Source organism: Streptomyces sp. NPDC107581, from assembly GCF_055657175.1.
In genome coordinates this window covers 564,818-590,204 of record NZ_JBVKBH010000001.1, presented here as the reverse complement: position 1 = coordinate 590,204, position 25,387 = coordinate 564,818, and the positions used below count along the sequence as shown (strand labels likewise).

The 25,387-nt window shown below is 72.1% G+C and carries 24 protein-coding genes and 1 tRNA gene; 11 read left to right on the top strand and 14 right to left on the bottom strand.

Going from position 1 to position 25,387, the window contains the following annotated elements; all coding sequences use genetic code 11:
- Positions 1-12: 12 nt before the first annotated feature.
- From ACZ7P3_RS02700 to ACZ7P3_RS02685, 4 genes are all read left to right on the top strand, one after another.
- Positions 13-807, top strand: a complete 795-nt coding sequence (locus ACZ7P3_RS02700; protein WP_472078552.1) for a GntR family transcriptional regulator — start codon at positions 13-15, stop codon at positions 805-807.
- The gene (locus ACZ7P3_RS02695; RefSeq protein ID WP_472078551.1) at positions 804-1,469 is read left to right on the top strand and encodes a YdcF family protein; all 666 of its coding nucleotides are present in this window, start codon (positions 804-806) and stop codon (positions 1,467-1,469) included. Before ACZ7P3_RS02700 ends, ACZ7P3_RS02695 begins: the two co-directional genes overlap by 4 nt.
- Positions 1,470-1,998: 529 nt before the next feature.
- Entirely contained in the window at positions 1,999-2,577 is a 579-nt protein-coding gene (locus ACZ7P3_RS02690; protein WP_472078550.1) for an HNH endonuclease, read from the top strand.
- Between the two features lie 421 nt (positions 2,578-2,998).
- Positions 2,999-3,640 carry an SIMPL domain-containing protein gene (locus ACZ7P3_RS02685; RefSeq protein ID WP_472078549.1) on the top strand — a complete coding sequence of 214 codons (642 nt, stop codon included), beginning with the start codon at positions 2,999-3,001 and terminating at the stop codon, positions 3,638-3,640.
- Positions 3,641-3,883: 243 nt separating this feature from the next.
- Here the strand turns inward: ACZ7P3_RS02685 and ACZ7P3_RS02680 are convergent, their stop codons facing one another.
- Positions 3,884-8,086: an nSTAND1 domain-containing NTPase gene (locus ACZ7P3_RS02680; protein ID WP_472078548.1), complete on the bottom strand. Its 4,203-nt coding sequence runs from the start codon at positions 8,084-8,086 to the stop codon at positions 3,884-3,886.
- 545 nt (positions 8,087-8,631) lie between these two features.
- Positions 8,632-9,177 (bottom strand): hypothetical protein, encoded by a 546-nt coding sequence (locus tag ACZ7P3_RS02675; RefSeq protein ID WP_472078547.1) that lies wholly within the window; start codon positions 9,175-9,177, stop codon positions 8,632-8,634.
- A gap of 171 nt (positions 9,178-9,348) precedes the next feature.
- Between ACZ7P3_RS02675 and ACZ7P3_RS02670 the strand changes: the two genes are divergently transcribed.
- Entirely contained in the window at positions 9,349-9,837 is a 489-nt protein-coding gene (locus tag ACZ7P3_RS02670) for a hypothetical protein (protein WP_472078546.1), read from the top strand.
- Positions 9,838-9,939: 102 nt separating this feature from the next.
- Positions 9,940-10,128 carry a ferredoxin gene (locus ACZ7P3_RS02665; protein ID WP_472078545.1) on the top strand — a complete coding sequence of 63 codons (189 nt, stop codon included), beginning with the start codon at positions 9,940-9,942 and terminating at the stop codon, positions 10,126-10,128.
- 93 nt (positions 10,129-10,221) lie between these two features.
- Here ACZ7P3_RS02665 and ACZ7P3_RS02660 read toward each other — a convergent pair whose 3' ends face one another.
- The 3 genes from ACZ7P3_RS02660 to ACZ7P3_RS02650 all read right to left on the bottom strand — a co-directional run bounded on the left by ACZ7P3_RS02660 (position 10,222) and on the right by ACZ7P3_RS02650 (position 12,299).
- Entirely contained in the window at positions 10,222-11,037 is an 816-nt protein-coding gene (locus tag ACZ7P3_RS02660; RefSeq protein WP_472078544.1) for a glycosyltransferase family 2 protein, read from the bottom strand.
- 8 nt (positions 11,038-11,045) lie between these two features.
- The gene (locus tag ACZ7P3_RS02655; protein ID WP_472078543.1) at positions 11,046-11,693 is read right to left on the bottom strand and encodes a UTRA domain-containing protein; all 648 of its coding nucleotides are present in this window, start codon (positions 11,691-11,693) and stop codon (positions 11,046-11,048) included.
- 270 nt (positions 11,694-11,963) lie between these two features.
- Positions 11,964-12,299, bottom strand: a complete 336-nt coding sequence (locus tag ACZ7P3_RS02650) for a DUF6344 domain-containing protein (RefSeq protein WP_472078542.1) — start codon at positions 12,297-12,299, stop codon at positions 11,964-11,966.
- A gap of 348 nt (positions 12,300-12,647) precedes the next feature.
- Between ACZ7P3_RS02650 and ACZ7P3_RS02645 the strand changes: the two genes are divergently transcribed.
- A complete protein-coding gene (locus tag ACZ7P3_RS02645) occupies positions 12,648-12,776 on the top strand; it encodes a DLW-39 family protein (protein WP_003999697.1) in 129 nt (42 codons plus the stop codon).
- Between the two features lie 306 nt (positions 12,777-13,082).
- Entirely contained in the window at positions 13,083-14,621 is a 1,539-nt protein-coding gene (locus ACZ7P3_RS02640; protein WP_472078541.1) for a hypothetical protein, read from the top strand.
- Here ACZ7P3_RS02640 and ACZ7P3_RS02635 read toward each other — a convergent pair.
- Together ACZ7P3_RS02635 and ACZ7P3_RS02630 are read right to left on the bottom strand one after the other, a co-directional pair.
- Positions 14,585-16,324, bottom strand: coding sequence for a serine/threonine-protein kinase (locus ACZ7P3_RS02635; RefSeq protein WP_472078539.1), 1,740 nt, complete (start codon positions 16,322-16,324; stop codon positions 14,585-14,587). The genes ACZ7P3_RS02640 and ACZ7P3_RS02635 overlap by 37 nt on opposite strands.
- Before the next feature lie 143 nt (positions 16,325-16,467).
- Positions 16,468-17,016, bottom strand: coding sequence for a helix-turn-helix domain-containing protein (locus tag ACZ7P3_RS02630; RefSeq protein WP_472078538.1), 549 nt, complete (start codon positions 17,014-17,016; stop codon positions 16,468-16,470).
- Positions 17,017-17,198: 182 nt separating this feature from the next.
- Between ACZ7P3_RS02630 and ACZ7P3_RS02625 the strand changes: the two genes are divergently transcribed.
- Together ACZ7P3_RS02625 and ACZ7P3_RS02620 are read left to right on the top strand one after the other, a co-directional pair.
- A tRNA-Ala gene (locus ACZ7P3_RS02625) sits at positions 17,199-17,271 on the top strand.
- 583 nt (positions 17,272-17,854) lie between these two features.
- Positions 17,855-18,373, top strand: a complete 519-nt coding sequence (locus tag ACZ7P3_RS02620) for a flavin reductase family protein (protein WP_472078537.1) — start codon at positions 17,855-17,857, stop codon at positions 18,371-18,373.
- A gap of 11 nt (positions 18,374-18,384) precedes the next feature.
- Here the strand turns inward: ACZ7P3_RS02620 and ACZ7P3_RS02615 are convergent, their stop codons facing one another.
- From ACZ7P3_RS02615 to ACZ7P3_RS02605, 3 genes are read right to left on the bottom strand one after another with little or no spacing between them, the layout of a single operon-like run.
- Positions 18,385-19,335, bottom strand: coding sequence for an MBL fold metallo-hydrolase (locus tag ACZ7P3_RS02615; RefSeq protein ID WP_472078536.1), 951 nt, complete (start codon positions 19,333-19,335; stop codon positions 18,385-18,387).
- Positions 19,336-19,378: 43 nt separating this feature from the next.
- The gene (locus tag ACZ7P3_RS02610) at positions 19,379-20,110 is read right to left on the bottom strand and encodes a 4'-phosphopantetheinyl transferase family protein (protein WP_472078534.1); all 732 of its coding nucleotides are present in this window, start codon (positions 20,108-20,110) and stop codon (positions 19,379-19,381) included.
- The gene (locus tag ACZ7P3_RS02605) at positions 20,094-20,522 is read right to left on the bottom strand and encodes a nuclear transport factor 2 family protein (protein ID WP_472078533.1); all 429 of its coding nucleotides are present in this window, start codon (positions 20,520-20,522) and stop codon (positions 20,094-20,096) included. The genes ACZ7P3_RS02610 and ACZ7P3_RS02605 overlap by 17 nt, the downstream gene beginning before the upstream one ends.
- Before the next feature lie 129 nt (positions 20,523-20,651).
- Here ACZ7P3_RS02605 and ACZ7P3_RS02600 point away from each other — a divergent pair, with 129 nt between their 5' ends.
- On the top strand, positions 20,652-21,443 hold the full coding sequence (locus ACZ7P3_RS02600) for a DUF6081 family protein (protein ID WP_472078532.1): 792 nt from the start codon (positions 20,652-20,654) through the stop codon (positions 21,441-21,443).
- Here the strand turns inward: ACZ7P3_RS02600 and ACZ7P3_RS02595 are convergent.
- From ACZ7P3_RS02595 to ACZ7P3_RS02580, 4 genes are all read right to left on the bottom strand, one after another.
- Entirely contained in the window at positions 21,440-22,393 is a 954-nt protein-coding gene (locus tag ACZ7P3_RS02595; RefSeq protein WP_472078531.1) for an aromatase/cyclase, read from the bottom strand. The genes ACZ7P3_RS02600 and ACZ7P3_RS02595 overlap by 4 nt on opposite strands.
- 91 nt (positions 22,394-22,484) lie before the next feature.
- Positions 22,485-22,742: an acyl carrier protein gene (locus tag ACZ7P3_RS02590; RefSeq protein WP_472078530.1), complete on the bottom strand. Its 258-nt coding sequence runs from the start codon at positions 22,740-22,742 to the stop codon at positions 22,485-22,487.
- Between the two features lie 20 nt (positions 22,743-22,762).
- Positions 22,763-24,001, bottom strand: a complete 1,239-nt coding sequence (locus tag ACZ7P3_RS02585; RefSeq protein ID WP_472078529.1) for a ketosynthase chain-length factor — start codon at positions 23,999-24,001, stop codon at positions 22,763-22,765.
- Positions 23,998-25,263: a beta-ketoacyl-[acyl-carrier-protein] synthase family protein gene (locus tag ACZ7P3_RS02580; RefSeq protein WP_472078528.1), complete on the bottom strand. Its 1,266-nt coding sequence runs from the start codon at positions 25,261-25,263 to the stop codon at positions 23,998-24,000. The genes ACZ7P3_RS02585 and ACZ7P3_RS02580 overlap by 4 nt, the downstream gene beginning before the upstream one ends.
- Between the last annotated feature and the right edge of the window lie 124 nt (positions 25,264-25,387).

Below are 25,387 nucleotides of genomic sequence, written 5' to 3'. Positions count from 1 at the left end.
GAGGGGTTCGTGATGGCGCCCAAGTGGCGAGAGCTGGCAGACAAGCTGGCCGAGCAGATCAAGAGGGGTGACTACGCACCGGGCCAGCAGCTGCCGCACATCAGAGAGCTGGTCGAGGCCGGCGAGGGCTCCAAGGCGACCGTCCATGCCGCTTACAAGGCGCTGGAAGCGGAAGGCCTGGTCACTTCGTCCCGGGGTCACGGCACTGTCGTGCGGCAACAGGTCCCGCTCAAGCGACTTGGCATCGCCCGGTACGACAAGGCGAAGTGGCGGGACGGGGACGAGGTGGCGTTCATCGCGGACCGAGTGGCCACCGGCCGGGCGTACCGCCGGAACGAGCAGACCCAGACAGTCAGTCTCGTTGAAGCGCCCCCCGCGGTGGCAGCCGCCCACGGGCTACCGGTCGGCGCCGATGTCTACGCACGCGCGCGACTGGTAAAGGAAGGCGAGCAGCCAACGCACACGCTGACCAGCTATTACCGGCCGGAGCACGTTGAAGGAACGCGTCTGGTGGACCCGACGCCGGGTCCGGCCGGCCGAGGCGGCGGATTTCGCGTGTTGTACGACGCGGGTTACGAGATCGATCACATGAAGGAAGAACTCTGGGCCCGCGCCGCCACCCCGGACGAGGTGAAGCTCTTGCAACTGCCACCTGGGGAACCCGTCGTGGAGTTGCACCGGACCGCCTACACGGCCGCTGGCACAGTGGTCGAGTTCGCCATCGGAGTACACGCGGCCTCACGCTTCGCGTGGGAGTACGACTTCAAGGTGCCGGACTCGGCGAGAGACAGGGAGGCGCAGAAGTGATCTCAGCACAGGACTGGGCTGACACGCGACGCCTGTGGGACTACCACCAGATGGGCCACTCGCTCCGGCCGTGCTCCGTTGCAGTTGGTTTGGGGAGCCACGACCTGGGAGTGGCCGACACTGCGGTTGATCTCTACAAGCGCGGTATGGCGCCCCTGCTTGTATTCACCGGAGCCACCAGCCCCACGACCCGGGAGCGCATGCCCCGAGGTGAAGCCGTGCACTACCGGGAACGGGCGTTGGAGCTTGGCGTGCCCAGCTCCGCCGTGCTGGTGGAACCGCGCGCCCGCAACACGGGCGAGAACATCCTCTTTTCGAGGGCCGTGCTGGAGGAGGCCGGGGTCGACGTGGCCTCGGTCCTCCTGATCAGCAAGCCGTACGAGGAGAGGAGGGCGTACGCCACGGCGCGCAAACTCTGGCCCGAAGTCGAGATCATCAGTGCGTCCACCCCGATGTCGCTGGAGGAGTACGTCGACTCCATCGGCGACGCGCGCTTGGTGATCGACATGCTCGTGGGTGCGCTACAGCGACTTCTGATCTACCCGGAACAAGGCTTCATGATCAGCCAGCACGTACCGGACGACGTCATCCACGCCTATGACCGCCTCCGCCAGCGAGGCTTCACCAGCCGACTCCTCCGCAGCGACGCGCCCTCTACCTGACACCACCGAGGCGTCTTGCCCTGGGCCCAGTGGAGCGAGCTGTTACAGGTTTCTCTACCTCATCAAGCCCCGGCTGCGCTCCGCTCCGCCGGGCGCGCTTCCCGGCTCCACTGCGCGCTGCGCTCCTGCCTTCGGCCCGCTCCGCGCACGCTGCGCCGACGCGCGCCCACATCTGGATAGGGCCGGTGGCCATGAGTCGATCACCGCATAGCGCGGCCCGAGGTCAAGGCAATGCCTCCGGCGGGGGATCGGCCGGCACCGGGATGGAGGGGGCGCCGTTCCCGAGTGCAGGTCCGTAGGGGCGTGCGCGGGGAGCTCCCATCCCGTCCACCGTCGACCCAGGCGAAGCCGAGCAGACGCGGCCCATGGCGTCCAGGTCGTTCGTACAGTGGCGCGCTCCACCTGGACGCCATGAACCACGCCCGCTCCACGGTGTGTGGGTCGACGGCGGACGGGATGGGAGCCTAAGGAAGGTGTGGGTTAAGACGAGTGGCCTGGCCATCGGCCAGATCTGGCCTAGCCTTCCTACATGGCCGAAGGACGTCCCTCCATCCCAGCAGAGCTCAAGCGACGAGTGCTCGTCGAAGCTGGACATCGATGCGCCATCCCTACGTGCCGACAGCACCCCGTCGACATTGAGCACATCGACGACTGGGCACAGGTCAAGAAGCATGAGTTCGAAAACTTGATCGCCCTGTGCCCTACGTGCCACCGGCGCAAAGGAAACGGCGCAAATCAGATCGACCGCAAGTCACTCCGCCAGTACAAGGCGAATCTCGCTGTGCTCAACAGCCGGTATGGAGACACCGAACGCCGACTCATCGAGCTCTATGCCAATCTTCTGCAGCAGCAGAGCCATACAGCGAGCGGACCGCCGCACTTCCGGCTCGGAGTCGGCACAGCACTCCAAGTGATGTACCTGGTCCAGGATGGCTACCTGGTCCGGGTTCCATGGGGTGGAGTGAAGATCGGTGATGTCCCGTTGCTAGAGGTGTACCAGTTCACCGAGGCAGGCACTGAGTTCGTCAAGCGATGGGCGGCCGCGCAGCCAATCGATCCGGGCGATGAAGTAGCCGAGGGAACGACGTCGGCTGACACCAGCAGCTGACACCAACAAGCACGAACGGCGCCGGTTGACAACGACCCCCTGCGGACAAGCTGCCGAGTTGAGGGGCCCGTTGACCGTGGTCCGTGAACCCCATGACCGACCTGATAAGGATGAGGCCACAGGTTCAAATCCTGTTAGCCCCACCAGTGCGAAGACCCCCAATCGATCATGGTTGGGGGTTTTTGGCATCCATGGCTCACATCTACGACTGCCATCTGCGGCTTCCGTCCACGGCTGACACCGAACGGCTGAGGCGTGCAGCCGGTGATCACTTCGGTTGCGGTCGTGCGCGGACCCGTCTCCGGTGATCCGGTCCCCTGCCGGCTCGCCCGTAGCGATCCCGGCCGTGAACCGCGCCATCGCTGCCATGACGGATTTCAAGGCTGTTGTGGTGGTGAGGCGTTATTGATTCCATCCTCGGATGGCAGAGATCAAGGAGCCCTGGGGGCTCAGTGTGCTCGGGGCGGGGAACGTGTCGGCGGAACCCCGGCTCGCTCAGGTGAAGCTCGCGGTTGACCTTCTGGCACCGACACCCAAAGAAGCCTTTGAACGGGCGGGATCAGCAGTTGCCAGGCTGCGGATCGTGCTGCGGGAGCATGGAATACCCGACTCCGAGGTATCCGGATCACGCCTCGCCCTCCAGTCGGAATTCAAGGGCTACGGCGCGGACCGGACGTTCCTCGGCTATCGCTGCGAGGCGACGTACACCGTGCAGATGGAAGTCCTCGACCGGCTCGACATTCTGATAGAGGACGCCGTCCGGGCCGGCGCGAACCGGGTCGACGAAGTGCACTTCGACGTGCTCGACAAGCCCGCGCTGCGGGACGAGGCCCGCCGTAGGGCGGTCGGGGCCGCACGGCGCAAGGCCGAGGTCTACGCGGATGCCTGCGGTGTGCGGCTCGGCCCCGTGGTGCACATCCAGGACGTCGACCCGGAATCGGTCGGGCTGCGCAGTCATGGGAGCCGCACGGGAGGCGATCCCGAGTCCGACGGTGTCTTGGCTCCCGGGACGGTGCGCGTCGAGGCCGCCGTGCTGCTCGGCTTCAGTCTGCTGCCCGAATAGGGCTCTTCCGGACCTGTCGGCCGCGCAGGACGAAGACCCCGGTCCACCTGGGCCGGGGCTTTCGTGGGGGCGGGACGGCAGTAGGGGGGCGCCGCGGAGGCCGGTTCACGACACGAAAAAAGGCCCGATCGCTGGCGACGGGGGATGCACCAGCGATCGGGCTATGGCCAAGGGTAACAAGGTTGCGGGGACTGCGGGAGGCAACGGGACGGTTTGGCCGGGTAGTTGGCCGATCTTGTTCGGTCAGCGGGGGCAGGGCGGGTCGTACGACAGGCGGGGCAGGTACTCGTGCCACTTCTGCGGGGTCAGGACGTCGCGGGTGACCGAGCAGATGTGCCGGATGGCCTCGTCGGCGTTCAGGCTCCACAGGCGGACGGTGTCCGCGCCGCTCGACACCCCGAGCACACGGCTGTTGGGGCTGAAGGACAGGAAGTTGCCCGTCTTGGCGTACGGGCTCATCGACTGGCCGATGGATTTGGCCGACGAGGGACGGGTGACGTTCCAGAGCCGGACCGTGCTGTCGTCGCCGCCGCTGGCCAGGGTGCGGCCGTCCGTGGTGAAGGTCAGCGAGGTGACCGCCTCGGTGTGGCCGATGAGGGGGGCGCCGTAGGCGTTCGCCGCCCGGGGGTCGGTGACGTTCCAGAGCCGTACGGTGTCGTCGTCGCTGCCGCTGGCCAGGGTGTGGCCGTCGGGGCTGTAGGCGAGGGCGTTGACGGGACCGGAGTGCCCGGTGAGCGGATGCCCGAGCAGGGTGACGCGGCGGGGGTCGGTCACGTTCCACAGCCGGATGGTGCGGTCCGCGCTGCCGCTGGCCAGGGTGTGCCCGTCCCGGCTGAAGACGAGGGCGTTGACATAGCCCCGGTGGCCGGTGAGCGGCTTGCCGAGCGGGACGGTACGGGAGGGGTCGGTGACGTTCCACAGCTGGATGGTGCGGTCGTCGTAGGCGGTGGCCAGGGTGTGTCCGTCCGGGCTGAACGCCAGCGTGTGGCCGCCCGCGAAGCGGGTGCGCAGGGTGATCGGGGGCCTGGCGGGGACCGGGTGGGCCGGGTCGGTGACGTTCCACAGGTGCAGCGTCCCCGTCCCGTTCAGCATGGCGAGGGTGCGGCCGTCGGGGGAGAACAGCATCGAACGGTGGCCGCCGTCCGCGGGCATGAACGGCTTGCCCAGCGCCACGGGCCTGCCGGGCGCCGCCACGTTCCACAGCCGGACCCTGCCGTCGCGGCCGGCGGTGGCGAGCACCTTGCCGTCCGGCCGGAACGCCCCGCTGCGGCCGATCATGTCCGACGTCGGGACCGACCACAGCCGGACCTTGCTGTCACCGCTGCCGGTGGCCAGGGTGCGCCCGTCGGGGCTGAACCCCAGGGCGAACATCTCGCCGCTGCTGCCCACCAGCGGCTCGCCGACCTGGGAGGGAGACGTGGGGTCGGCGACGTTCCACAGGCTGGCCGTGCTGTCCGCGCTGGCGGCGGCGAGCCGGCCGCCGTCGGGGCTGAAGGCCACGGACCAGATGGGGCCGGTGTGCCCGGTGAGCGGCGAGCCGACCGGTGCCGCGCGGCCGGGATCGGAGACGTTCCACAGCCGGATGGTGTCGTCCGCGCTGCCGCTGGCCAGGGTCTTGCCGTCGGGGCTGAACGCCACCGAGTGCACGAGGTCCGTGTGACCGGTCAGCACCCGGTGCAGGGGTACGGGATGCCGCGGGTCGGCCGTGTTCCACAGCCGGATGGTCTTGTCGTCGCCGCCCGCCGCGAGGGTGCGCCCGTCGGGGCTGAACGCCACACAGCGCACCGCCGCGGTGTGGCCGCCCAGCACGGTGAGCTGCTTCGGGCGCCGCGGGTCGGCCACGTCCCACAGCCGCACCGTGCGGTCCTCGCTCGCGGAGGCCAGCGTGTGCCCGTCCGGGCTGAAGGCGACCAGGTAGATCGTGCCCTTGTGGCCGGTCAGGGGCTTGCCCAGCGGCTTGGGACGGCTGCGGTCGGTCACGTCCCACAGCCGGATCGTGCCGTCGTCGCCGGCGCTGGCCAGGGTGTGCCCGTCCGGGCTGAAGACCGCGCTGCTCACCCAGCTCGTGTGGCCGGTCAGGGGCTTGCCCAGCGGCTTGGGGTGGCTGCGGTCGGCCACGTCCCACAGCCGGACGGTGCGGTCGTAGCCGGCCGTGGCCAGGGTCTTGCCGTCGGGGCTGAAGGACGTGAGGTAGACGGCGCCGGTGTGGCCGAGCAGCGGGGTGGCCAGCGGCGCGTTCACCACCGAGATCAGGCGGCTGTACGTCCCCTGGTCGTTCGGCCGCAGATCGTGGGCCACCAGATCGAGCTGGGCGGCCAGCGACGGATCCGTGTACTGGACCCGGTCCGCCTCGGCGAGCACCTGCTCGAACACGGCGTCGTCCCGCTGCTGCCAGGCGACCACCGCCGAACCGGCGGCGAGCACGGCGAGCACGACCAGCGCCGTCACCGCGGCACGGCTGATCAGCACCGTGCGCCTGCGCAGCCTGACCGCGGCGGCCAGGAACTGCACCGCACTGCGGGTCAGATAGGTGTCCCCGGCGGACTTCGCCCAGCCGCGGGCCTGTTCGAGGCGGGAGCCGCGGTACAGGAGCGAGTTGTCCTGGTCCGAGGCCTCCCAGGCCCGGCCGTCCTCCTCCAGCCGCTGGCGCACCAGATGGTCGTTGCGGTTGTCGTCGATCCAGTGGCGCAGCCGGGGCCAGGCGTGCAGGAGCGCCTCGTGGGTGATCTCCACGGTCTCCGCGTCGAGGGTCACGAGGCGGGCGCGCACCAGGGCTTCCAACGACTCCTCGGTCTTGCCGGGGTCCGACGACTCCTGCGACAGCTGGCGCCGCGTGCCCCGCCTGCGGGTGGCCTGGGTGTCCTCGCCGAGCCGGACGAGACGCAGCAGAAGCAGCCGGGCGGCCGTACGGGCGGCGGGGTCGAGGCCGGACCAGGCACGCTCGGCGGTCGCCGCCACCGCGCCCTGGATGCCGCCCGCCGCCCGGTAGCCCGCCAGCGTCAGCCGGCCCGCCTTGCGGCGCTGCCAGGTGGCGAGCAGGGCGTGCGAGAGGAGCGGGAGCACTCCGGCGTCGTGCGACCCGCGCGGGCCGTCGGCGCTCACTTCCCGCACGATCAGCTCGGCCAGCCCCGCTTCCAGCTCCAGACCCACGGCCTTGGCGGGGCCGGTCACCGCCTCGCGCAGCTCGGCCGTGGTCAGCGGCCCTAGCACCATGTGCCGGTGCTGCAGCGCGTCGGCCAGCTCCGGATAGCGGAGGCACTGCTCGTAGAAGTCGGCGCGGATGCCGAGGACCACCAGCACGGGGGCGGGACCGCCCGAGTCGGTGGCCGGCGTGCAGGCCGCGTGCAGGAACTGCAGGAAGGTGCGCCGGTCCGCCTCGTCGGTGCAGAGGGTGAAGGTCTCCTCGAACTGGTCCACGATCAGGACCGGCCGGGCGGTCGGGGACAGGCCGGAGGCCGGTGCTTCCTTCTCCCGCAGGCCGCCCGCCCGTGCTTCTTTCTCCCGCAGAGCGGCGGCCGGTGTCTCCTTCTCCGGCAGGACGGTGCCGGGGGACGCCTCCTCCGGCACCGGTCCGTCCGGGGACCCTTCCCCGGTCGGCTGTTCGGCCGCGGACGCCTCCCGCTCGGCCCATGCCGTGACGGCCTCCCGCACCCCGCGGGCGAAGTGCGCGGCCTCGGACCCCGTCGCCGCCGGGTTCCCGGCCGCCTCCTTCTCGGCCCGGCGCGCGGCGGCGGCGAGCGAGGCGAGTTCCGGGATGCGGCGGGTCAGCTCGCCGAGCGGATCGACGCCGGGCACCAGTTGGAGCACCACGCTCGGCCGGCTGTTGCCGTCCCCGAGCGCACCGTCCTGGACCACGGGCACCAGGCCCGCGTTCAGCAGCGACGACTTCCCGGCGCCCGAGGCGCCGACGAGCATGGTCAGCCCGCCCGTCTTCTCCGCGGCCCGCAACTGGGCGACGAGGGCATCCGTGCTCCGCTCCCGGCCGAAGAACCACCGGGCGTCCTCCTCGCGGTAGGGAGCCAGCCCGCGGTACGGGCACACACCGCCGGCGACGGGCGGGGCCTCGGCGGCCGGGCGCTGCTCCTCCTCCGCGGGCACCGCCGGGCGGTCGCCGGCCGGATCGGCCAGCGCGCGCTCCCACAGGCGCTGCCACTGCGCGAGGTCGTACAGGCCGCCGGAGACCGGAACGGGCCGCTGGCGCCGCGCCTCGGGGATCAGGATCTGCAGGACGGCCGCGAGGGCGGCGAACTGGGCCGGTACGTTCTTGGCCCGCCGCCAGTCGCTGATGCGCTGGGCGGACACCCGCACGGGCCGGCCGCGCTCGTCCGTCCGCTGCAGTCGTCCGACCGCCTCGGCCACGCTCTTCAGAGGCGGATTTCCGGCCTCCTTGTAGAGCAGTGCGAGGCGCTCGGCGAAGGCCGTGCGTGCCCCTGAGTCGGAACCCAAGGCCCCACCCCTTACTTCCCCCCGCATCTGGACGTCCGGACCGGAAAACTCACCCTATATGGCTGACCTGCGGATAAGCCCTGGACCGGAGACGGGAATCTCCTCCTCCGGGGCGACAGATGGCAGGATCACGTCGCGGTAGCGGGCCCGACACAAGGCGTCCGGACAGGCCACCGGCCCAGTGCACGATGAGACACCAGGTGGCGCCGAGCGTTCTTGGACAACTTCCGCCCAAGGCTTCACACGCAGCGCAGGCACCAGAGAGATGCCAGATACGAGAGCCGTCACGGACATCGGCGGCGGGTGACCGGACCGGGTACGGGCCGGGCCCTGCTTCGATGCCGTTGCTTCGGTCCGTGCCGATACGCCGTCACGGCACGGTCGAGACCACCTGCTCCGTCCGGTACCGGTCCCCACGTGGGGAGGGACCGGTGCCGGACGGGCCGGTGCCCCGGGGCTTCGGACGGGCCGGGCCGCCGGGTCCTCCTTCGTTTCGGACGGGCCGGCTCCTCCTGCGCTTCGGACGGGCCTGTTCCGCCTGTGCTTCAGGCGGGACGGTGGCCCGGTCCTTCAGCCGCCCGGGAGATCCATCCCGCCGCGCGCGCCGCTGCGGCGGCGTGCCGCTCGGCGTCGTCGGCGGCGGCGTTCAACGCGGCGTCCCTGCCCAGTGCCGCGCCGCCCGCGGCCAGCGCGGCGGCCTGGGAAGCGGTCAGCGCGGCGCGCAGGGCGGAGGCGGAGACGGCTGCCGTGGTGCCCGCTTCGGTCCCGGTGTGGTGTGCCGCGGCCACCTGGGCCGCCAGGGCCGCCGCGGCGGCGGCGTTGCGGGCACAGCGTGCGTCCGCCGCGGGGTCGGGCGCACTCGAGGCCAGCGCGGCGATGGACCCGGCCGACAGACGCAGTGCGCCTGCGGCCCGGCCGACGGGACTCGTCGGCACGAGCTGGGCATCGTCCTCGCCCACTCCGGCATGCAGGCAGGTGGCGGCGGCGCGCTCGTACGCACGGCGTGCACGGTCGGCGTGGATCTTCCGCAGGGCTGCCGGAGCCGCCGTCGGTACGGCGGTCCCTGCCGCTGCCTCTTCCAGTCCGCTCATCTTCGGTCTCCCTGTGGGGTGTCTCTTCGGTCTCCCTGTGGGGGTGTCCGGGCCGGGCGCGGGCAGGGTGCCACGCCCACCGTGAAGAGGCCAGGGGTACCGGCTCTCTGGATAACTGACGATCCGTCAGATAGGGTCTGCCTCCCGCCCGTTCCCGAAGGGGTGAGTGCCATGGTGAAGCGTCCCGAATGCCCACAGCCTCCCGGTGTGCCCCGCTGGGTCGCGATGTTCTACAGATCGGCGCAGGCCTCCTGGCAGGTGGGTGCGGAGTCCCCCGACCGGGCTCCCGTGCTGTACGCCGTAGGAGACATGGCCCAGACGGTGCGGGCGCGCGGTGGCGAGGTGGCGGTCGCTCTGTGGGGCCCGCAGGACGGCGCCTGGCAGCGGTTCGACGCTCCGGCCGGCAAGGCGGCCGCCGCCGCTGCGCAGCCGTCCCCGAAGGCCGCCGAGGAGCCGGTCAGGCTCGCGGAACGCATGTCGGACCGCCGGCACCAGGTGCTGATGGCCGGTCTGAGCAAGGCGGGTCTTTACGACCTCGCCCCCGAGGACGAGGACGCGGTGCGCGCACTCGTGGAACGGCTCGACGAACCCACGGTCCGCCGCGTGGCGCACTGGCTCTCGACCGCAGGCGCCGGACGCCGGAACGGCCAGGCCCCCTGAGGCAGGGCCGCCTCCGTACGGCCCGGCCCGGTTCGGCGTGCGCTGCGCCGGGCAGTGACGTCCTGAAGGTCACTCTGAAGGTCACCGAGGGCTGGAGGACGTATGAAGGTCTCCGTCGACCGCACCGTGTGCTACGGCTCCGCCGAGTGTGCGCACCGGGCCCCGTCCGTGTTCGCGTTCGAGGGCGGATACGGCGTCGTCCGGCCCGGCCGGGAAGGGGCCGGGGACGATCCGCAGGTGTGGGAAGCGGTCGAGAAGTGCCCCTCACAGGCCATCGTCCTCACGGAGTGAGGGCCCGGGTCCCCAGGAGGAGAGGGGATCCCGGTTCCCGGCGGGAACGGAGCGATGCCCGGTTTCCCCGCAGCAACGGAGCCGCGGCTCGGCTCAGTTCCCGGCGGGACGGGCCGGAGGAGCCGGAGGAGCCGGACGGGCTGAAGAGGCCGGACCGGCCGGATAGGCCCACTCGAACGAGGCCAGCGCCCGTGCCCTGGCCTCCGCAACCGCCATCCGGGCCTCCCGCTCCACCGGATCGACGTGCGAGGCCTGCCCCGTCATCTGGCCGTCCCACTTGCGGTACAGCAGCCCGGCCTCCGCGCAGAACCACCCGCGGCTGACCGCGTTCAGCGCCAGCAGCAGACCCGTGTCCTCGGACGCGGGCAGGGCCATCCAGCCGCCCAGGGCCGTCAGCAGATCCCGGCGGACGCAGAGCGTGGCCGGGTGGACCTGGGCCCGGTACCCGTGCTCCTTCCAGTAGCGCAGTACGGCCCCGCGCTCGACGGGACCCTCGTCCGGATCGCCGGGAAAACCGGCCGTGGAGCCGTCGGGCAGCAGGTCCAGCACCCGGGACGTCGTCCAGCCGAGCGTGCGGTCGGCCTCCAGTACGGCCACCTCGCGGGCGAGCGTGCCGGGCAGCAACTGGTCGTCGGCGTCCAGGACCTTCACATACGCGCCGTCGGCGTGCGCCAGCGCGATCGTGCGGGCGATGCCGGGCCCGCCGCCCGGCCGCCCCTGACGGAAGCTCACCCGCGCGTCGTCGGGGACGTACGGGCGTACCGCGTCCGTCCTGCCGTCCTCCTGAATCACCCAGTCCCACTCCCAGCCGTCCGGAAGCCGCTGCTCGCGCAGGGACGCGTAGGCCTGCGGCAGAAAGCCGGCGGACGGGGCATGGACAGCAGTGATCACGGTGACGCGCCGGCTCACGGCGGCATTCACCACCTTTCCAGAGGCGTGGTGAAGAGCAACTCCGTACGGTCGCCGGGGAGTACGACGTCGGAGACGTCCACGACCCGGCCGCCGGTGTCGTACGAGGTCTTGCGGAGCAGGATCACCGGCGTGCCGGCCGGCAGGGCCAACTCCCTTACCTCCTGCGGGATCGGCGGGCGCACGGTGCACCGTTCCTCGACGCGGTCGATCTCGACGCCCACGGTGGAGAGTTGGTGGGGTGTGCCGCCGGGCCAGGGCTCCTTGGACTCGTCCAGGAGGTCGGGATTGGCCGCCGCCATGGCGTGCAGGAGGTACGAGGTCACAAGGCTGAAGGGGGCCGTCTCCGCCGCGTACCGCGTCCGGTAGGTGCGTTCCAGGAGCGCCGTGCCCTCCGGTACGCCGAAGGCCCCGGCCAGCCCGGCGGGCGCCCGGAGCGTGCGGTAGCGCGCGAAGAAGACGAGGTCGCCCGGTGTCAGACCGGTGTCGTGCTCCGTGGCGCCGGTCCGGGCCCGCGTGTCAGCGGGCTGCAGGGCCCGGTCCTTCTCCCACTGGTGTCGCCGGTTGTCGCGCACCACCCGGGTGCGAGGACGCCGTGCGAACGCCCCGCGCCCGTGCTGCCCGTCGTCCGCGATCTCCTCGTAGGCCTGGGGCACTCGTCCAGGCTACGACCGGTCGAACGAAGCCGGCGAGTCGGGACGGGGACGGCCGGCGGCACCCGGAACGCGCAAGCCCCCGGAACGCGCAGGCCCCCCAAAAAAACGTGCAAGCCCCCCCGAACGTGCAAGCCCCCCGGGGACGCGTAAGCCCCCCGAACGCGCGAGACCCCCGGCCGATCCCGGCCGGGGGTCTTTCCGTGTCGACTGCTGCGTACGCAAGTCGCCGTGAAGTCGAAACGTCTGCGGTCCTGCGTGTTGCCGCCGTGCTCAGCAGGCGAGAGGGGCCGTGTCCTGGGTCGTGGCGTCCGTCTCGGCTTCTGTCTCGGTGAGGGGGCGGTGCCGGCAGCTGGGGGACTTCCCGTGGGCCTCGGCCCGGATCCGCTGCTTCATCGTGGGGGGCAGGAGGGCCCTGGGATGGGATCGGGCCCAGGGGTTCATCGCCGGGATCGTGGGGGCCGTGTGGTGCGTGGTGCCGTTGCTCGGGGTCTCGGGCCGGGTGGCGGCCGTCGCGTCGGTCGCGGTGACGAGTCCCAGCGCCGTGAACAGCGCGACGAAGGCGGTGACGATGGCGGTCCACAGCTTCATGACCTTGTTCTGGGTCATGGCCCCTCACTTTCGGGTCGGGCGATTTGCGTACTTTGTTCATGATGTGTATGGGGCTCGCGAAGTGGTGGACCTACGCCCGTGGCGCGTCGATGTTCCGATGAACACCACTCGGATGGACGCAAGAGCGTCGGAAAACCCCCAAAGCCAGGTGAGGGAGACCGAAGGGGGAGCAATGTCACGTTCCGTGGGGGTGTGATCACCCTCCGATCGGAACGGCTCCGACCTCGCCTAATGCGCTGCCGCAGGCCGGAGTTGGGGCCCTGTGCAGGTCACCGATCGATATCGGTCGGTGTGTATAGTCGGGCGCCAGAGGTCCCCTACGTCAAGGAAAGACGAGGTCGCGCGGTGAAGAAGCTGCTCCTGGTCGCACTGGCCGCCATCGGCGGGCTCCTCGTGTACCGCCAGATCCAGGCGGATCGCGCCGAGCAGGACCTGTGGACGGAGGCGACTGACTCCGTGCCCACGGGTTCGTGAGTACCGATCCAGAATCTGATCAGACCCCGACCGCCCCTGCGGTCGGGGTTTTGTGTTGCCCGGACGGCGCAGCGGGGCCGTGATCCCGCCTCGTGTTGCCGGCTCCCGACGGGTGGTGTACGCGCGCCGTAGGGCCCGGCACCGACCGGAGCGCCGTTTCGGACGGCCGTACGCATTCCCCGGATGCCGCAGAGCCGCCCGGGGCAGGATGGGCCAGGCCGTGTGGGCCACGGCCGGGTGGGCCGCGACAGAGCGGGCCACGGCCGGGTGGGCAGGGACAGGGCGGGCAGCTACAGGGGGTGGCACGTGCGGGGGCGAGCGCGTACGACGTGGTGGCGGCGGGTCGGCGGTCCGGCAGGGGTCTGCGTCAAGGCCGCGGTCGTGAAGGCCGCGGTCGTGGCCGCGGTGCTGTGCGCCGTGGCCGTCCTGCCGGGCGGGACGGCGGCCGGTGTCCAGGACGGGACGTACGCGTTCGCTCCGGACGCCCTGCCGGTCGCGGGTGCGGCAGCCACCTCCGGCGCCGCACGGCTGGAGCCCGGACGGACCTACCGCAGCTTCCTCCCGAGGAACGGCAAGCTCTACTACCGCCTGGACCTCGCCGCCACGACCACGGCGTACGTCCCCGTCACCGCCGTGCCCCCGGCCCACGCCACCGTCTCCGCCACCGACGGAATCCGCGTCTCGCTCCGGGACGCGCGCGGCAGCGCCTGCTCCTACTCCTCCGCCCGCTTCGGCGCCGGACTGAGCCCGCGCCCCGTCACGGCCCTCGGTCAGCGCGAGACGGGCGGCACGCTGTGCCAGGGAGCGGGCACGTACTACGTCCTGGTCGAACGTGTCGAGTCGGAGAGCCCGGCGGGTTCCGGGACGGCGGGCTCGGGGGCGACGGGCTCCGGTACCGGTGCGGCGGGCTCCGGAACGCCGGGCTCCGGTACCGGTGCGGCGGGCTCCGGAACGCCGGGCTCCGTTACAGCAGGCTCCGGTGCGGCGGGCTCGGGGGCGACGGACTCCGGCTCCGGTACGGCGGGCTCCGGTACGGGTTCCGGTGCGGCGCAGCGCTGGGGTCTGGAGATCGCGCCCGTCATGGAGCCGCGCCTGGCCGAGGCCGGGCCCACCAGCGCGCCCGGGACCTGGGACTCCGCCTCCCCCGAGCCCCTCTCCGGGGAGCCCCGCCGCCGGTCCGGCGGCGCCGGGTTCGCCGGGGCCCGCCCGCTCGGCCAGGGGGTCTGGCGGACCGACATCGTCCCCGGCCAGACCCTCTTCTACAAGGTCCCGGTCGACTGGGGCCGGCAGGTGCACGCCGTTGCCGAACTCGACAGCTCCCCCCAGGGCCGGGGATATGTGGGCGGCGCCCTGAACCTGTCGCTGTACAACCCCGTCCGCGGCCTCGTCGACGACGCCTCCCTCGGCTACACCGGCACCCGGAAGCCCGCCGCGCTCAGCCCGCTGCCGCCCGTGGAGTACACCAACCGGTACACCGTGCTCAGCGCGCAGCGCGCGGTGCGGTTCGCCGGCGACTACTACCTGGTCGTGCACCTCAGCGACCAGATGACCCGGACGTTCGGGACCGGGCCGTTCGCGGTGACGTTGCGGGTGCGGGTCGGCGGGCAGGCGCACGGCGGGCCCGGATACGCTGGGCGATCCGTGCCGGACGGCATCTTCGCGGTCACGGAGCACGACCGGGAGGCGGCGGTCACCGGGAGCACCGGGGCCGGTGACACCGCGATGAAGGTGCTCGCGGTCGTCGGGTTCGGCGCCGGGACCGCACTGCTGCTCGGGCTGGGCGGGTGGATGCTGGCGGCCCGGCGGACTCAGAGTCGGGTCAGCGCCCAGAAGCCCACGGCGTAGCAGGCCAGCGCCAGGAGCAGGACCGGGATCGCCGCCTTGGCCGGCGGGCCGGGACGGCGTTTCGCGCGGCGGGCCCGGCGGCCGTGCGCGGGACCCGGCTCGGCGGGCCGCAGGGGAGGGGGAACCCGCGCGTCCCGAGCGGTGTACTCGGCGGTGGAGGTGTCACCGCGCGGCTGCTCCTCCGGCACCGGGACCGGGGGCGGAGGGTCCGCCGGGGCGGGGTGCCAGGTGTCGTACGGGTGGAGGGAGGACTGCGGCTGGGCGGGGGTGTGCGGGGAACGGGAGACAGGGGCTGTGGCGGGGGTGGGCGGATGCTCGGCGGGATCCGGGCCGGCCTGGACGCCGTACCGGCCGCCGTGCTGCCCGCCGTACCGGCCGCCGTGCTGCCCGCCGTACCGGCCGCCGTGCTGCCCGCCCTGCTGTGCCTGCCCGCTGTCTTCGTGCGGGTGCCGGAGCCCGTACGCCTGCGGGCTGGGAGTCGGCTGCGGGGGCGGCAGGTGGAAGCTCCCGGTGTCCGACATGGACGGCGATGACGTGGACGGCGATGACGTGGATACCGGCGGCGTGGAGGCGGGCGGCGTGGAGGCCTTTGGGGCGGAGGGCCACGACGTGGGGGACGGCACGGAGGACGAAGCGGGGGGCGACACGGAGTGCTGTGTCCCGTCGCCGCTCAGGCGCGGATCGAGGGGTACGGCGGCGGAGACCGCCCCCGACGCGCTCCCGGTGCCGTCGGCGGCCCGCCCCGCCGTGCTGCCGGTGCCGTCGGCATCGCCTTCGTGGGCGCCCGCGGCAGGCCGGCCCTCCCGCACTCCGGAGGCGCGCCGGAGGGGGCCGTCGGACGCGAACCCGGGCGGCAGCGGCCCCAGTTGATCGAAGACCTCGATCAACTCGTCGTCGGGTCCCGGCTCCGGCAGGAGCTCCGCGGCGGAGGCGAGCGCCTTGCGTGCTCCCGTGGCGGTACGGAACCGGGCCTCCGGATCGGGCTGGAGCAGGGTGGCGACCACCTGCCACAGCGGCTCGGGAACGTCCTGGGGCGGGCCTGGCGTTCCGTGCTCCATGAAGTACTGGACGAGCGCCTTGGCATCGGGCTTGGCGCCCTCCAGCAGATACAGGGCGACCAGTCCCACGGCGAACAGGTCGGCGGGGAAGTCCGGTTCGGACCCCAGCATCTGCTCCGGCGCCAGATAGCCCGGCGTGCCCACCACGAGGTTGGTCTCCGTCAGACGCGGTTCACCGAACCGCATGGCGATGCCGAAGTCGGACAGCCGCAGCCGTGGCCGGCCGGTGCCGGTTGCTTCGAGCAGCACGTTGGCGGGCTTGATGTCCCGGTGTACGACACCCTCCGCGTGGACCGCGGCAAGACCCGACAGGAGCTGGTCGAGCAGGGTGCACACGAACAGCGGCGGCAGCGGGCCGTAGTCGCCCACGAGGTGGACCAGCGAGCCGCCCCCGACCAGGTCCATGGTGAACAGGACCTTGTCGTCGTCGGCGGCCCAGCTGGCCGGAGCGAGCACATGGGGGTGGTCGATGCGCAGGGCCTGCTCCCGTACGAAGCGCAACAGCGAGTGGGCGTCGCGCTGCTGGAGCACCTTGGCGGCCACATAGCGCCGCCGCCGGTGGTCCCAGGCACGCCATACGGCCCCCGCGCCGCCACGTCCGATCGGGTCGGCCAGCTCGTACCGGCCGGCGAAGACCTCACCCATGACAGTCCGCCGCTCCTCCCCCTAGCCCCTCGTCTCCCCCTCTTCCCCCCGGACGAGCGTGACGACCCCTCTCCCACGCCCTGAAACGGGCCACCCCTCGGCCCGGCCCCCCGGACCCCCCTCCGCGGAACCGGGCCCCGGGGTCAGTTCTGGTGGGACTGGTAGTGCGTGACCGCGTCGGAGGTGCGGCCGGCGCCGTAGACCCGGAGGAACTCTGCCAGCTCGGGGTGGGTCGGGGCGAGGGTGTCGGCAGCGTCGATGATGTCGCCGGCGGCGGCCACCGAGCGCAGCAGCGACTGGATCTCGCGCACCACGCGCTTGACCGTCGGCGCCCCCGAACTGCTGGTCGTCTGTGTGGTGTTGCTGAGCACGGATCCCCCCTGGGACTTCTTGATCTCGTCCATGCGGTCGGTGGCCTCCGCCGCGCTGACGCTGCCGTCCGCGACCTGCGCCGCCAGGTCCTGCAGCAGTTGTACCCGCTGGACCACGGCAGGATTGCCGATCTTGGCGCGCTGGCCGCTCATCAGCTGCGACAGCATCGGAGCCGACAGGCCCAGGACCGCCGCGAGACGGGCCTGGTTGAGCCCGAGATCATCGATGAGCTTACGGAAGAGCGCCCCCAGCGGCTCCCCGTACCAGTTCCGCTGCAGCTCCCGCGCTCTCGCGGTGGCTTCCTGCTGTGCGGCGTCCATTGCGTCTCCCCATCGCTTCCCCTGAACCGCGGTTCGCTGTAGCGAACCATGTCGAGCATCTTACGGAGAGTGGTCATCCAGGGGGACCCCCAATCTTTTTGCGGGATACGGGGGGTGACCCGGTACTCTGGTCTCTGGCACGCGCCGGAGTACGCGATACCTTCGGCCGTCGCTTCCCTTTCGGGGCCTTAGCTCAGTTGGTAGAGCGCCGTCTTTGCATGGCGGATGTCAGGGGTTCGACTCCCCTAGGCTCCACGCTGTTGCACCCATCTGACCTGCGGAAACGCTGTCAGGTGGGTGTTTTTGTCCCAATTTTCCGTGCTGACGTGTCAGCACGGTGATGCTGACGATCGGCTTCGGACGGCTGCACTCGGGGGCGCCGGCAGTGTCCGTGCTCTCCTGCTGATCTCCCGGGCTCGCCGGGTGGACTGAGGTCCAGCCCTGATCGTGGTCATCACGTTTCAGCAGACCGAGGCCGTGCGCTCCCAGGCCGGTATGGCGCTTCGAGTCTCCTGCCGGCCGGCGACTCCGGACTTGGTGATCGACGGCAGTCCGGGTACCGGCCACATGGACTACGGAGGCAACGCAGACGGCACCGGATGTGGAGTCGCCCCCCAGGCCACCCACCCCTGGAACGTCCTCCGCGTAGTCACCTCCCATCCCGGCATCAGCGAAGAAGTCCCCCGCCGCCGCCGGCTGACCGGTCGCCCCTCACGGAAGCCCGATGGTCGGGCTCCAGCGGGAGTCCAGGTGACCTCCAGAGAGCCCGACGACGCTGTCCAGCGTGGCCGGGGTCCGCCCGGCGCTGCGAACGTGCGATGTGACGGCGGTGAGGGGCATGGCTTTGGGGCCTGAGGCGTTCCGCGAGTTCTTCGGATCCGTACCGACGGCCGTCGGCGTGGTGACCACGGTGGGCCCGGACGGCAGACCGCTCGGCTTCACCTGCAACGCGTTCTGCGCGGTGTCCCTGGACCCGGCGCTGCTCCTGGTGTCCGTGGACGAGAAGTCCCGCACGCTGCCCGCGCTGCTGAGCTCGGAGGTCTTCGCGCTGCACCTGCTGTCCGCCGAGGGCGGCGAGGAGCTCGCCCTGACCTTCGCGGGGCGCTCGGACCGGAAGTTCGACGGGGTGGCGTGGCGGCGCGGCGAGTCGGTGCCCGACTGCCCCGTACTGCTCGACGGTGCGCTCGGGCACGCCGAGTGCACCCTGGAGCGGAGCATTCCGGCTGGCGACCACCGGCTGCTCATCGGGCGGATGGAGCAGGTCCAGATGAGGGAGGAGGCCCGCCCGCTGCTGTACCGGCGGAGGGCCTTCGCCGCGTGGGACGCGGCGCCCGCAGAGATCGCCGCGCGCCCGTGAGCGCCGAGCGCTCAGGCGTGGCAGGCGGGCAGTCCGCCGTGGTACTCGACCATACGCCGGAAAAGCTCTCCCATGTCCACACGGGAACCGCGGGGCTCGCCCTGTTCCTCGGCATACGCCCGGAAGAGGTTGGGGACGAGTCGCTCACCGTCCAGCCACCGCGCGTACCGGCCCAGGTCGGTGCGGCGGGCCAGGGCGACCGGGTCGAGTCCCTCGGCGAGTCCCTGTCGCGCGAGGTCCTGGAGCAGGCGCAAGTACCCCTCGGTCTCTTCGAACACCCCCGGTCCTGTGACCGGTCCGTGGCCGGTGACGACCACCTCGGGGGCGAGGGCACGCATCGTGTCCAGCGCCTCCAGGGTGCCGGCGACCGAACCCATGGGGCAGAACGGAGTCACTCCGTTCATCACCACGTCGCCGGTGAACAGGACCCGCTCGGCGGGCAGCCAGACCACCGTGTCGTTGCTGGTGTGTGCCGGACCCAGGTGCAGCAGTTCGGCGGTCTTGTCGCCGATGTGCAGGGTGAGCCGGTCGCGGAAGGTGAGTGTGGGCGTGACGAGTGCGATGTCGCCCCACTCCACGTCCGGCCACAGACCCGTCAAATGCAGGCCCGCTTCGGCCATTTCTGTACGAAGGCGCTCGTGGCCGACGATCAAAGCTTCGGGGAAGACGAAGTTGCCGAAGGTGTGGTCGCCGTGGAAGTGGGTGTTGACCAGGACCTGTGGGGCGCCCGGGGCGACGTCGAGCACCGCCGCGCGCAGCGCCCGGGCGCGCGCCTCGGTGGCCGCGGTGTCCACGACGGCCGCGCGGTCGCCCGAGACGATCAGGCCGGCGTTGTTCAGGCACCAGCCGCCATCGGGCTGCACATAGGCGAAAACGCCGTCGGCGACCTCCGCCAACTCCGGCCTGCGGCCGACCGGTCCTCCGGTCGCGCCGGCAGTCACTCCGGCAGTCACTCCGGTCATGTGGGCCTCCTGTTCGACATCATGGATCTGGTTCATCGTCGGCTCAGCGACTGGAGCCCGGCTCGAACTCCACCGGCTCCCGGCTCGGACGCGCCGCGACCACACTGACCAGCACGCCGCTCAGCAGCTGTGTGCGGGTGGTCAGCAGGCCGGTCAGCGCGGCGCCCGCCGCGTCCCGCAGGACCGGGCGGCCCGCCGGGTCGGCCGGATCCAGGCCGAAGGTGCGCGGTGGGTGGCGCAGCCCCGTCCCCAGCGCCTTGGTGTACGCCTCCTTCAGGGTCCACAGGCGCAGCAGCTCCGCGTCGCGGGCCGCGTCGCGGAGCCCCCGTGCGTCAAGACCGGCGCGCTCGTGGGGCGTGCACATCCGGTGCTCCAGTACGGACATGGGGCGCCCCGGCCGTTCCGCGTCCACGCCGACGCGGCCGCCGCGCAGGACCGCGACGGCCAGCAGGGAGCCGGTGTGGCTGAGGCTGAAGTCCAGCTCCGGAAGATCTCGGGCGTACGGGCGGCCCAGCGCGGTCCGGCCCAGGCGGACCTGGTCCGGGTCAAGGCCCGACAGCGCGCCGAGGGTGGTGCGGAGCAGCAGCCGGGAGGCCCGGAAACGCCGCCGCAGCCGGTCGTCGCGCAGCCCCTCCAGTCGCTCCGCGTCGTCCGGGTGCCCGGGGTGCCGGGCCGCCCGAGCCGCCCATTCCTCGACGATGCCGTGGACGAGCAGCGGACGCCCGGGGCCGGGCGCGGGCGGGGTCCGCACCGGCGGGTCAGGCCAATTGGTCATGGGTGACCAGGCGGGAGCGGGTGTGCACGCCCTCCTCGGTCACGACCAGGACGTCGTGCACGACGCAGCTCGGGGCGATCTCCGGCTTCCCGCCGGGGCGAACCGTGACGACCAGGGCGTACACCGTGGAGCGCAGCGAGCCGTCGGCCTGCGGCTCCAGGGCGATGTGGTTGAACCAGTGCCGGCGCTGGACCGGGTCGCCCTCGAAGCGCTTGTGGAACTCCACCAGTTCGGCCACGATCCCGGCGCGGCCCACGGCCGGCTCGGCGGCGGGGGAGTGCTGGAAGGTGCCGTCCTCGGTGAAGGTGGCAGCGTAGTCGGTGAAGCGGCCCCCGTCGAGGGCCTGCATCTGGTGGGCGTAGAAGTGCTGGACCTGGGCGTAGACGTCGGTACGGACTGCGGTGGCGGTCACCGGTTCCTCCAGAGCGGGAGATGGTCGATGGCGTCACCCTCGCCGGGCGGGCTCGAAGTGCCCTCCACTACGGCTTGAGCCCGGCCGAAGAGCCTCGGGGCGTTACCTGAGGCACTGGAGGAGTGGGGCATGGGCATGCTGTTCGAGGACGACTTCCGGGAGGACTGGGCGGCGCCGGGCCGGGCGGCCCGCTGGCGGCTGCGGCCGCTGCCGTGGCTGGCCGAGGGCGACGGGCGAGCGAGGACGCCCGGCGACGGCGACGGGCTGTGCGTGGAATCCGGCTACGGCACGGGGCAGTTCGAGGAGCCCGTCTTCACCCGGGCGCCACAGGGGCAGGAGGGCGCGGCCCATCTGCGGTGGGCGGCCTTCGCGGAGCCCGAGGCGCGCGGCCCCGGCCCGTTCCGGGCCGAGGCGGAGTTGTCGGCGCGGGTGCTCGGTACGGACCGGCACCCGGACGGAGACGGGCCGCGCTGTGCCATGGCCGCGCTGATCTGCGTGGACCTTGCGTCCGGCCTGGCCTTCGACTTCGCCCTGACGAACCACTTCGTGTGGGTGCTGTACGAGCGGCTGCCGCGCCCCGGATCGGCGCACGGCACGTTCGCGTACGCCGTCCCGGTGGCGCACCGCGCCGCCGGGACGTGGCACCGCTGTGCGGTGGAGGTGGACCCGTCGGCCGGGCGGGCCCGCTGGCTGCTCGGGGGCGAGGAGGTGTTCGCGGTGGACCGCACGGGCCTGGAGCTCGACGCCCGCCGGTACGGCCAGCACCTGGAGCGGTCCACCCCGGGCCCGCGCACCGAGGTGGCCCCGGACCGCCTGGCGCTGGGCCTCGGACTGCTCGCGACCACGGCGTACGGACAGGGAGTCCGGCTGCGGGCACGCAGCGTGTCGCTGGCCCAGCCGGACCCGTCGGGCACGCCCTAGACGCGCTGGGCCGCCTCGGCGGCGTGGCGGAGGGTGGCCAGGCTGTTGCGGCCGAGTGCGTCGCGGAGGTAGGTACGGGCGTCGGCCAGGGTGGCGTCCGTGCCGAGGACCTCGGTGATGCCGGTCGGGTCGACGGCGACCGTGTGGCGGGCGGTCGCCACCGGCCCCTGCGGGGTCTCGGCGAACGTCCACTCGCCGCTGTGCCCGGACAGCAGCCGCGGGGTGCGCTGCTGCTTGTAGGCGATCCACTCGGGTGCCCGGCAGATCCGCGCCGAGCGCGTGGTGTGCGCGGAGCCGTCGGCCGTCACGGTGTCCATCTCCAGCCACTGCACGCCCGGCTCCGGCTCGGTCAGCTCGACCCGGGCCACGTGCGGTAGCAACTCGGCCCAGCGCTCGGCGCGCTCGATGAAGGTGTACGCGTCCAGGGCCGCGCCCTGCAGCGGGATCGTGTCGGTGAACGAGAAGACCAGGTCGTCCACGGCGTGGCCGGTCTCGGCGAGTGCGGCGAGCGCGCCGAGTTCGCGGACGCTGTTGCGGTCGAGCGCTTCCTCGATGCGGGCCACCGCCGCCGGGTTGTCGTCGGCAACGGTGAACCGGTGGCGCAGGACGATCTCCGTGCCGCCGTCGGCCAGTCGCCTGAACAGCCACCCGCCGGACATCGACGTCACGGGCGGACGGCTGTGCTCCTGGCGGAACGACACGTAGAGGCGCTCCGGGTCGAGGACCCGGCGCGAACGCCAGTGCGCGACCTCACCATTCACCTCGGCCCAGATCTCGAACCGCTCGGTCCGCCCCTCCCGGGCCAGGTGCCGCACGTGCACGGTCGGCTCGAACACGGCGGGCCACCGTGTCACGTCGGCGACCAGCGCGTACAGTGCCTCGGCCGGCGCGGCGACCGTCACGGTGTGCTCACTGCGGTGAACGGTGGGGAGGGCGGCGGTCTGGGCCATGGTGCGTACTCCTTCGGCGGGTTGGGGTACAGGCGGGGGTGTTGCGGGGGAACGCGACGTGCGTGCCCCCGCAGCCTGGTGACGGTGTACGTCAGGCAGCTTCGGCCACCGTGGCGTTGACGAGGTCGAGGAGGAGGCGAGGGGTGAGCTCCTCGTTGACGTCGTCGTCGGAGAGCGAGACGCCGTACTCGCGCTCGATGCGCGCGGCGCTCTCCATGAGGGCGAGGGAGTCGTAGCCGAGGTCCTCGAAGGTGACGTCGAGGATGTCGCCGGACAGGTCGACGCTGTCGTCCTCACCCGCGCAGGCGACGAGGATGGCGCGCAAGGCGTCGAGGGTCAGCTGAGTCATGTCTGGGTCTCCTTGGGGGATCAGGGGCGGTGGGTGGTGAGGACGACGGCCGAGTTGAAGCCGTGCCGACCGCGGGCGAGCACCAGCGCGGTGTCCAGGGCCGCGCCACGGGGCTCGCCGGTCACCAGGTCGATGCCGTACGCCTCGGGTACCCGCGCGGTGCGGCCACTGGCCGGGATGACCTGGTCGCGCAGGGCGAGCAGGGCGGCAGCCACGTCGACGGGGCCGCCGCCGGCGCACAGCCGTCCGTTGAGGGCCTTGGGCGCGGTCACCGGGACGCTGCGCGGGCCGAAGAGCCGGACGAGCGCGTCGGCCTCGGCGCGGTCGAGCTCCGGGACGCCCGCGCCGTCGGCGAACACCACGGAGACATCGGAGGGCGTCAGACCCGCCTCGGCGAGGGATAGTTCGGCGGCCCGGCCGAGTGCCGGCGGGCGGCCGGAACCGGGCGCCGGGTCGAAGCTCGCGGCGTATCCGGCGATCTCCCCGTAGATCCGCTCGGCACCGCGCTCACGGGCCGATTCGGCGTCCTCGACGATGAGGACGGCGCCGCCCTCGCCCGGCACGTGGCCGGACGCGTCGGCGTCGAAGGGCAGGTAGCCGCGCTCGGGGTCGGCCACCGTGGTGACCAGGCCCCCGGCCAGCTGCGATGCGTAACCCCACGGGTCGAGCGCGGAGTCGACGCCGCCGCTGAGCACGAGCCGGGTGCCGCGGCGGACCGTGCGCCGCGCGTGGCCGATCGCGTCGAGGCCGCCGGCCTGCTCGCCGACCAGGGCGGCGCTCGGGCCGCGCATGGCGTTGCGGATGGAGATCTGGCCGGTGTTGACGGCGTAGAACCAGGCGAACGACTCGTACACGCTGACGTACTCGGGGCCCTGGCTCCACAGCTTGTGGAACTCGCGGTGGGTGAAGTCGAAGCCGCCCTGCGCGGTCGAGGTGACGACGCCCAGGTCGTAGTCGTCGAAGCCGGAGTCGGGGCCCACGCCCGCGTCGGCCAGCGCCCAGTCCGCGGCGGCCAGGGCGTACCGGGTGGAGACATCGGTCTGCGGGAGCAGCCGACTGGGCAGGTGCTCGGCGGCCTCGAAGTCGGTGATCTGCCCGGCCAGCTTGGACGGGTAGCGCGAGGCGTCGAAGCGGGACAGCTCGGCGATGCCGTTCTCGCCGGTCAGCAACGACTTCCAGTAGCGCTCGGTGCCGAGGCCGCCGGGTGCGACGACGCTGATGCCGGTGACGACGGCGCGCTTCAGGGGACGGGTGCTCATGCGGCCACCTCCGGGCGGTGCAGGACCATGGCGCTCTGGAAACCGCCGAAGCCGCTGCCCACGGTGAGCACCGTGTCGATGCGCTGCTCGCGAGCGGTGAGCGGGACGTAGTCCAGGTCGCACTCGGGGTCGGGGGTGTGCAGGTTGGCCGTCGGCGGGACGACGTTGTGCTCGATGGCCAGGATCGACGCGGCGATCTCGATGGAGCCGATCGCACCGAGCGAGTGGCCCACCATCGACTTGATGGAGCTGACCGGCACGGCGTAGGCGTGCTCGCCGAGGCTGCGCTTGAACGCGGCCGTCTCGTGGCGGTCGTTCTGCTTGGTGCCGGACCCGTGCGCGTTGATGTAGTCGATCGCGGTGCGGTCCAGGCGGGCCTCGTCGAGGGCGGCCCGGATGGACTCGGCCATCTCGCGGCCGTCCTTCTTCAGACCGGTCATGTGGTACGCGTTGCAGCGGGTGGCGTAGCCGCCGACCTCGGCGTAGATGTGCGCGCCGCGCCGCTTGGCGGCCTCGTAGTCCTCCAGGACGAACATGGCGGCGCCCTCGGCCAGGACGAAGCCGTTGCGGGTTCCGTCGAAGGGCCGCGACGCGTGCTGCGGGTCGTCGTTGCGCGGCGTCGTCGCCTTGATGGCATCGAAGCAGGCGACCACGATCGGCGAGACCGGGGTGTCGGCGGCGCCCGCGACGACCACGTCGGCGCTGCCCTCGCGGATCAGCTGAACCGCGTAGCCGACCGAGTCCAGGCCCGAGGTGCAGCCGTCGGACACCATGGTGACCGGGCCCTCGGCGCCGGCCGCCCAGGCGACCTCGGCCGGCATGACGCCCGGGCTGAGGTAGTCGAACATGTACGGCGACAGGTGCGCCGGGTCCACCACCCACTCGCGGCCGGCGTCCGACATCACCAGGTACTCGTTCTCCAGGCTGGTCGCGGAGGCGACCGCGCTGCCCAGGGCCACACCGATCCGGGACGGGTCCACCGAACCGGTCTCCAGACGGCTGTCGGCCAGCGCGTCCCGGGTGCAGGCGACGGCGAACTGGGTGGCACGGTCCATGCGCCGGACCTCCCGCGGGGAGAAGCCCTCCGCCTGTGCGTCGAAGTCGACTTCGCCCGCGATCCGGGAGCGGAACGGCGAGGCGTCGAAGAAGCTGATGGGCCGGGTGGCGGTGCGGCCCGCGGTGAGCAGGTCCCAGAACTGCTTGGTTCCCGAGCCGCCAGGGGCCCGCACCCCGACCCCGGTGATCACTACGCGCCGGGTCACCGTCGTCCTCCTGTACTGCTGGGCATCGCGTGGGGCTCCTTTCGCCCGCCGTACCTCACTGACACACCGGGACACTCCCCCGCCCGCCTTGAGGGCGGCTCGCGCACCGGTGGGACGCGCGGGC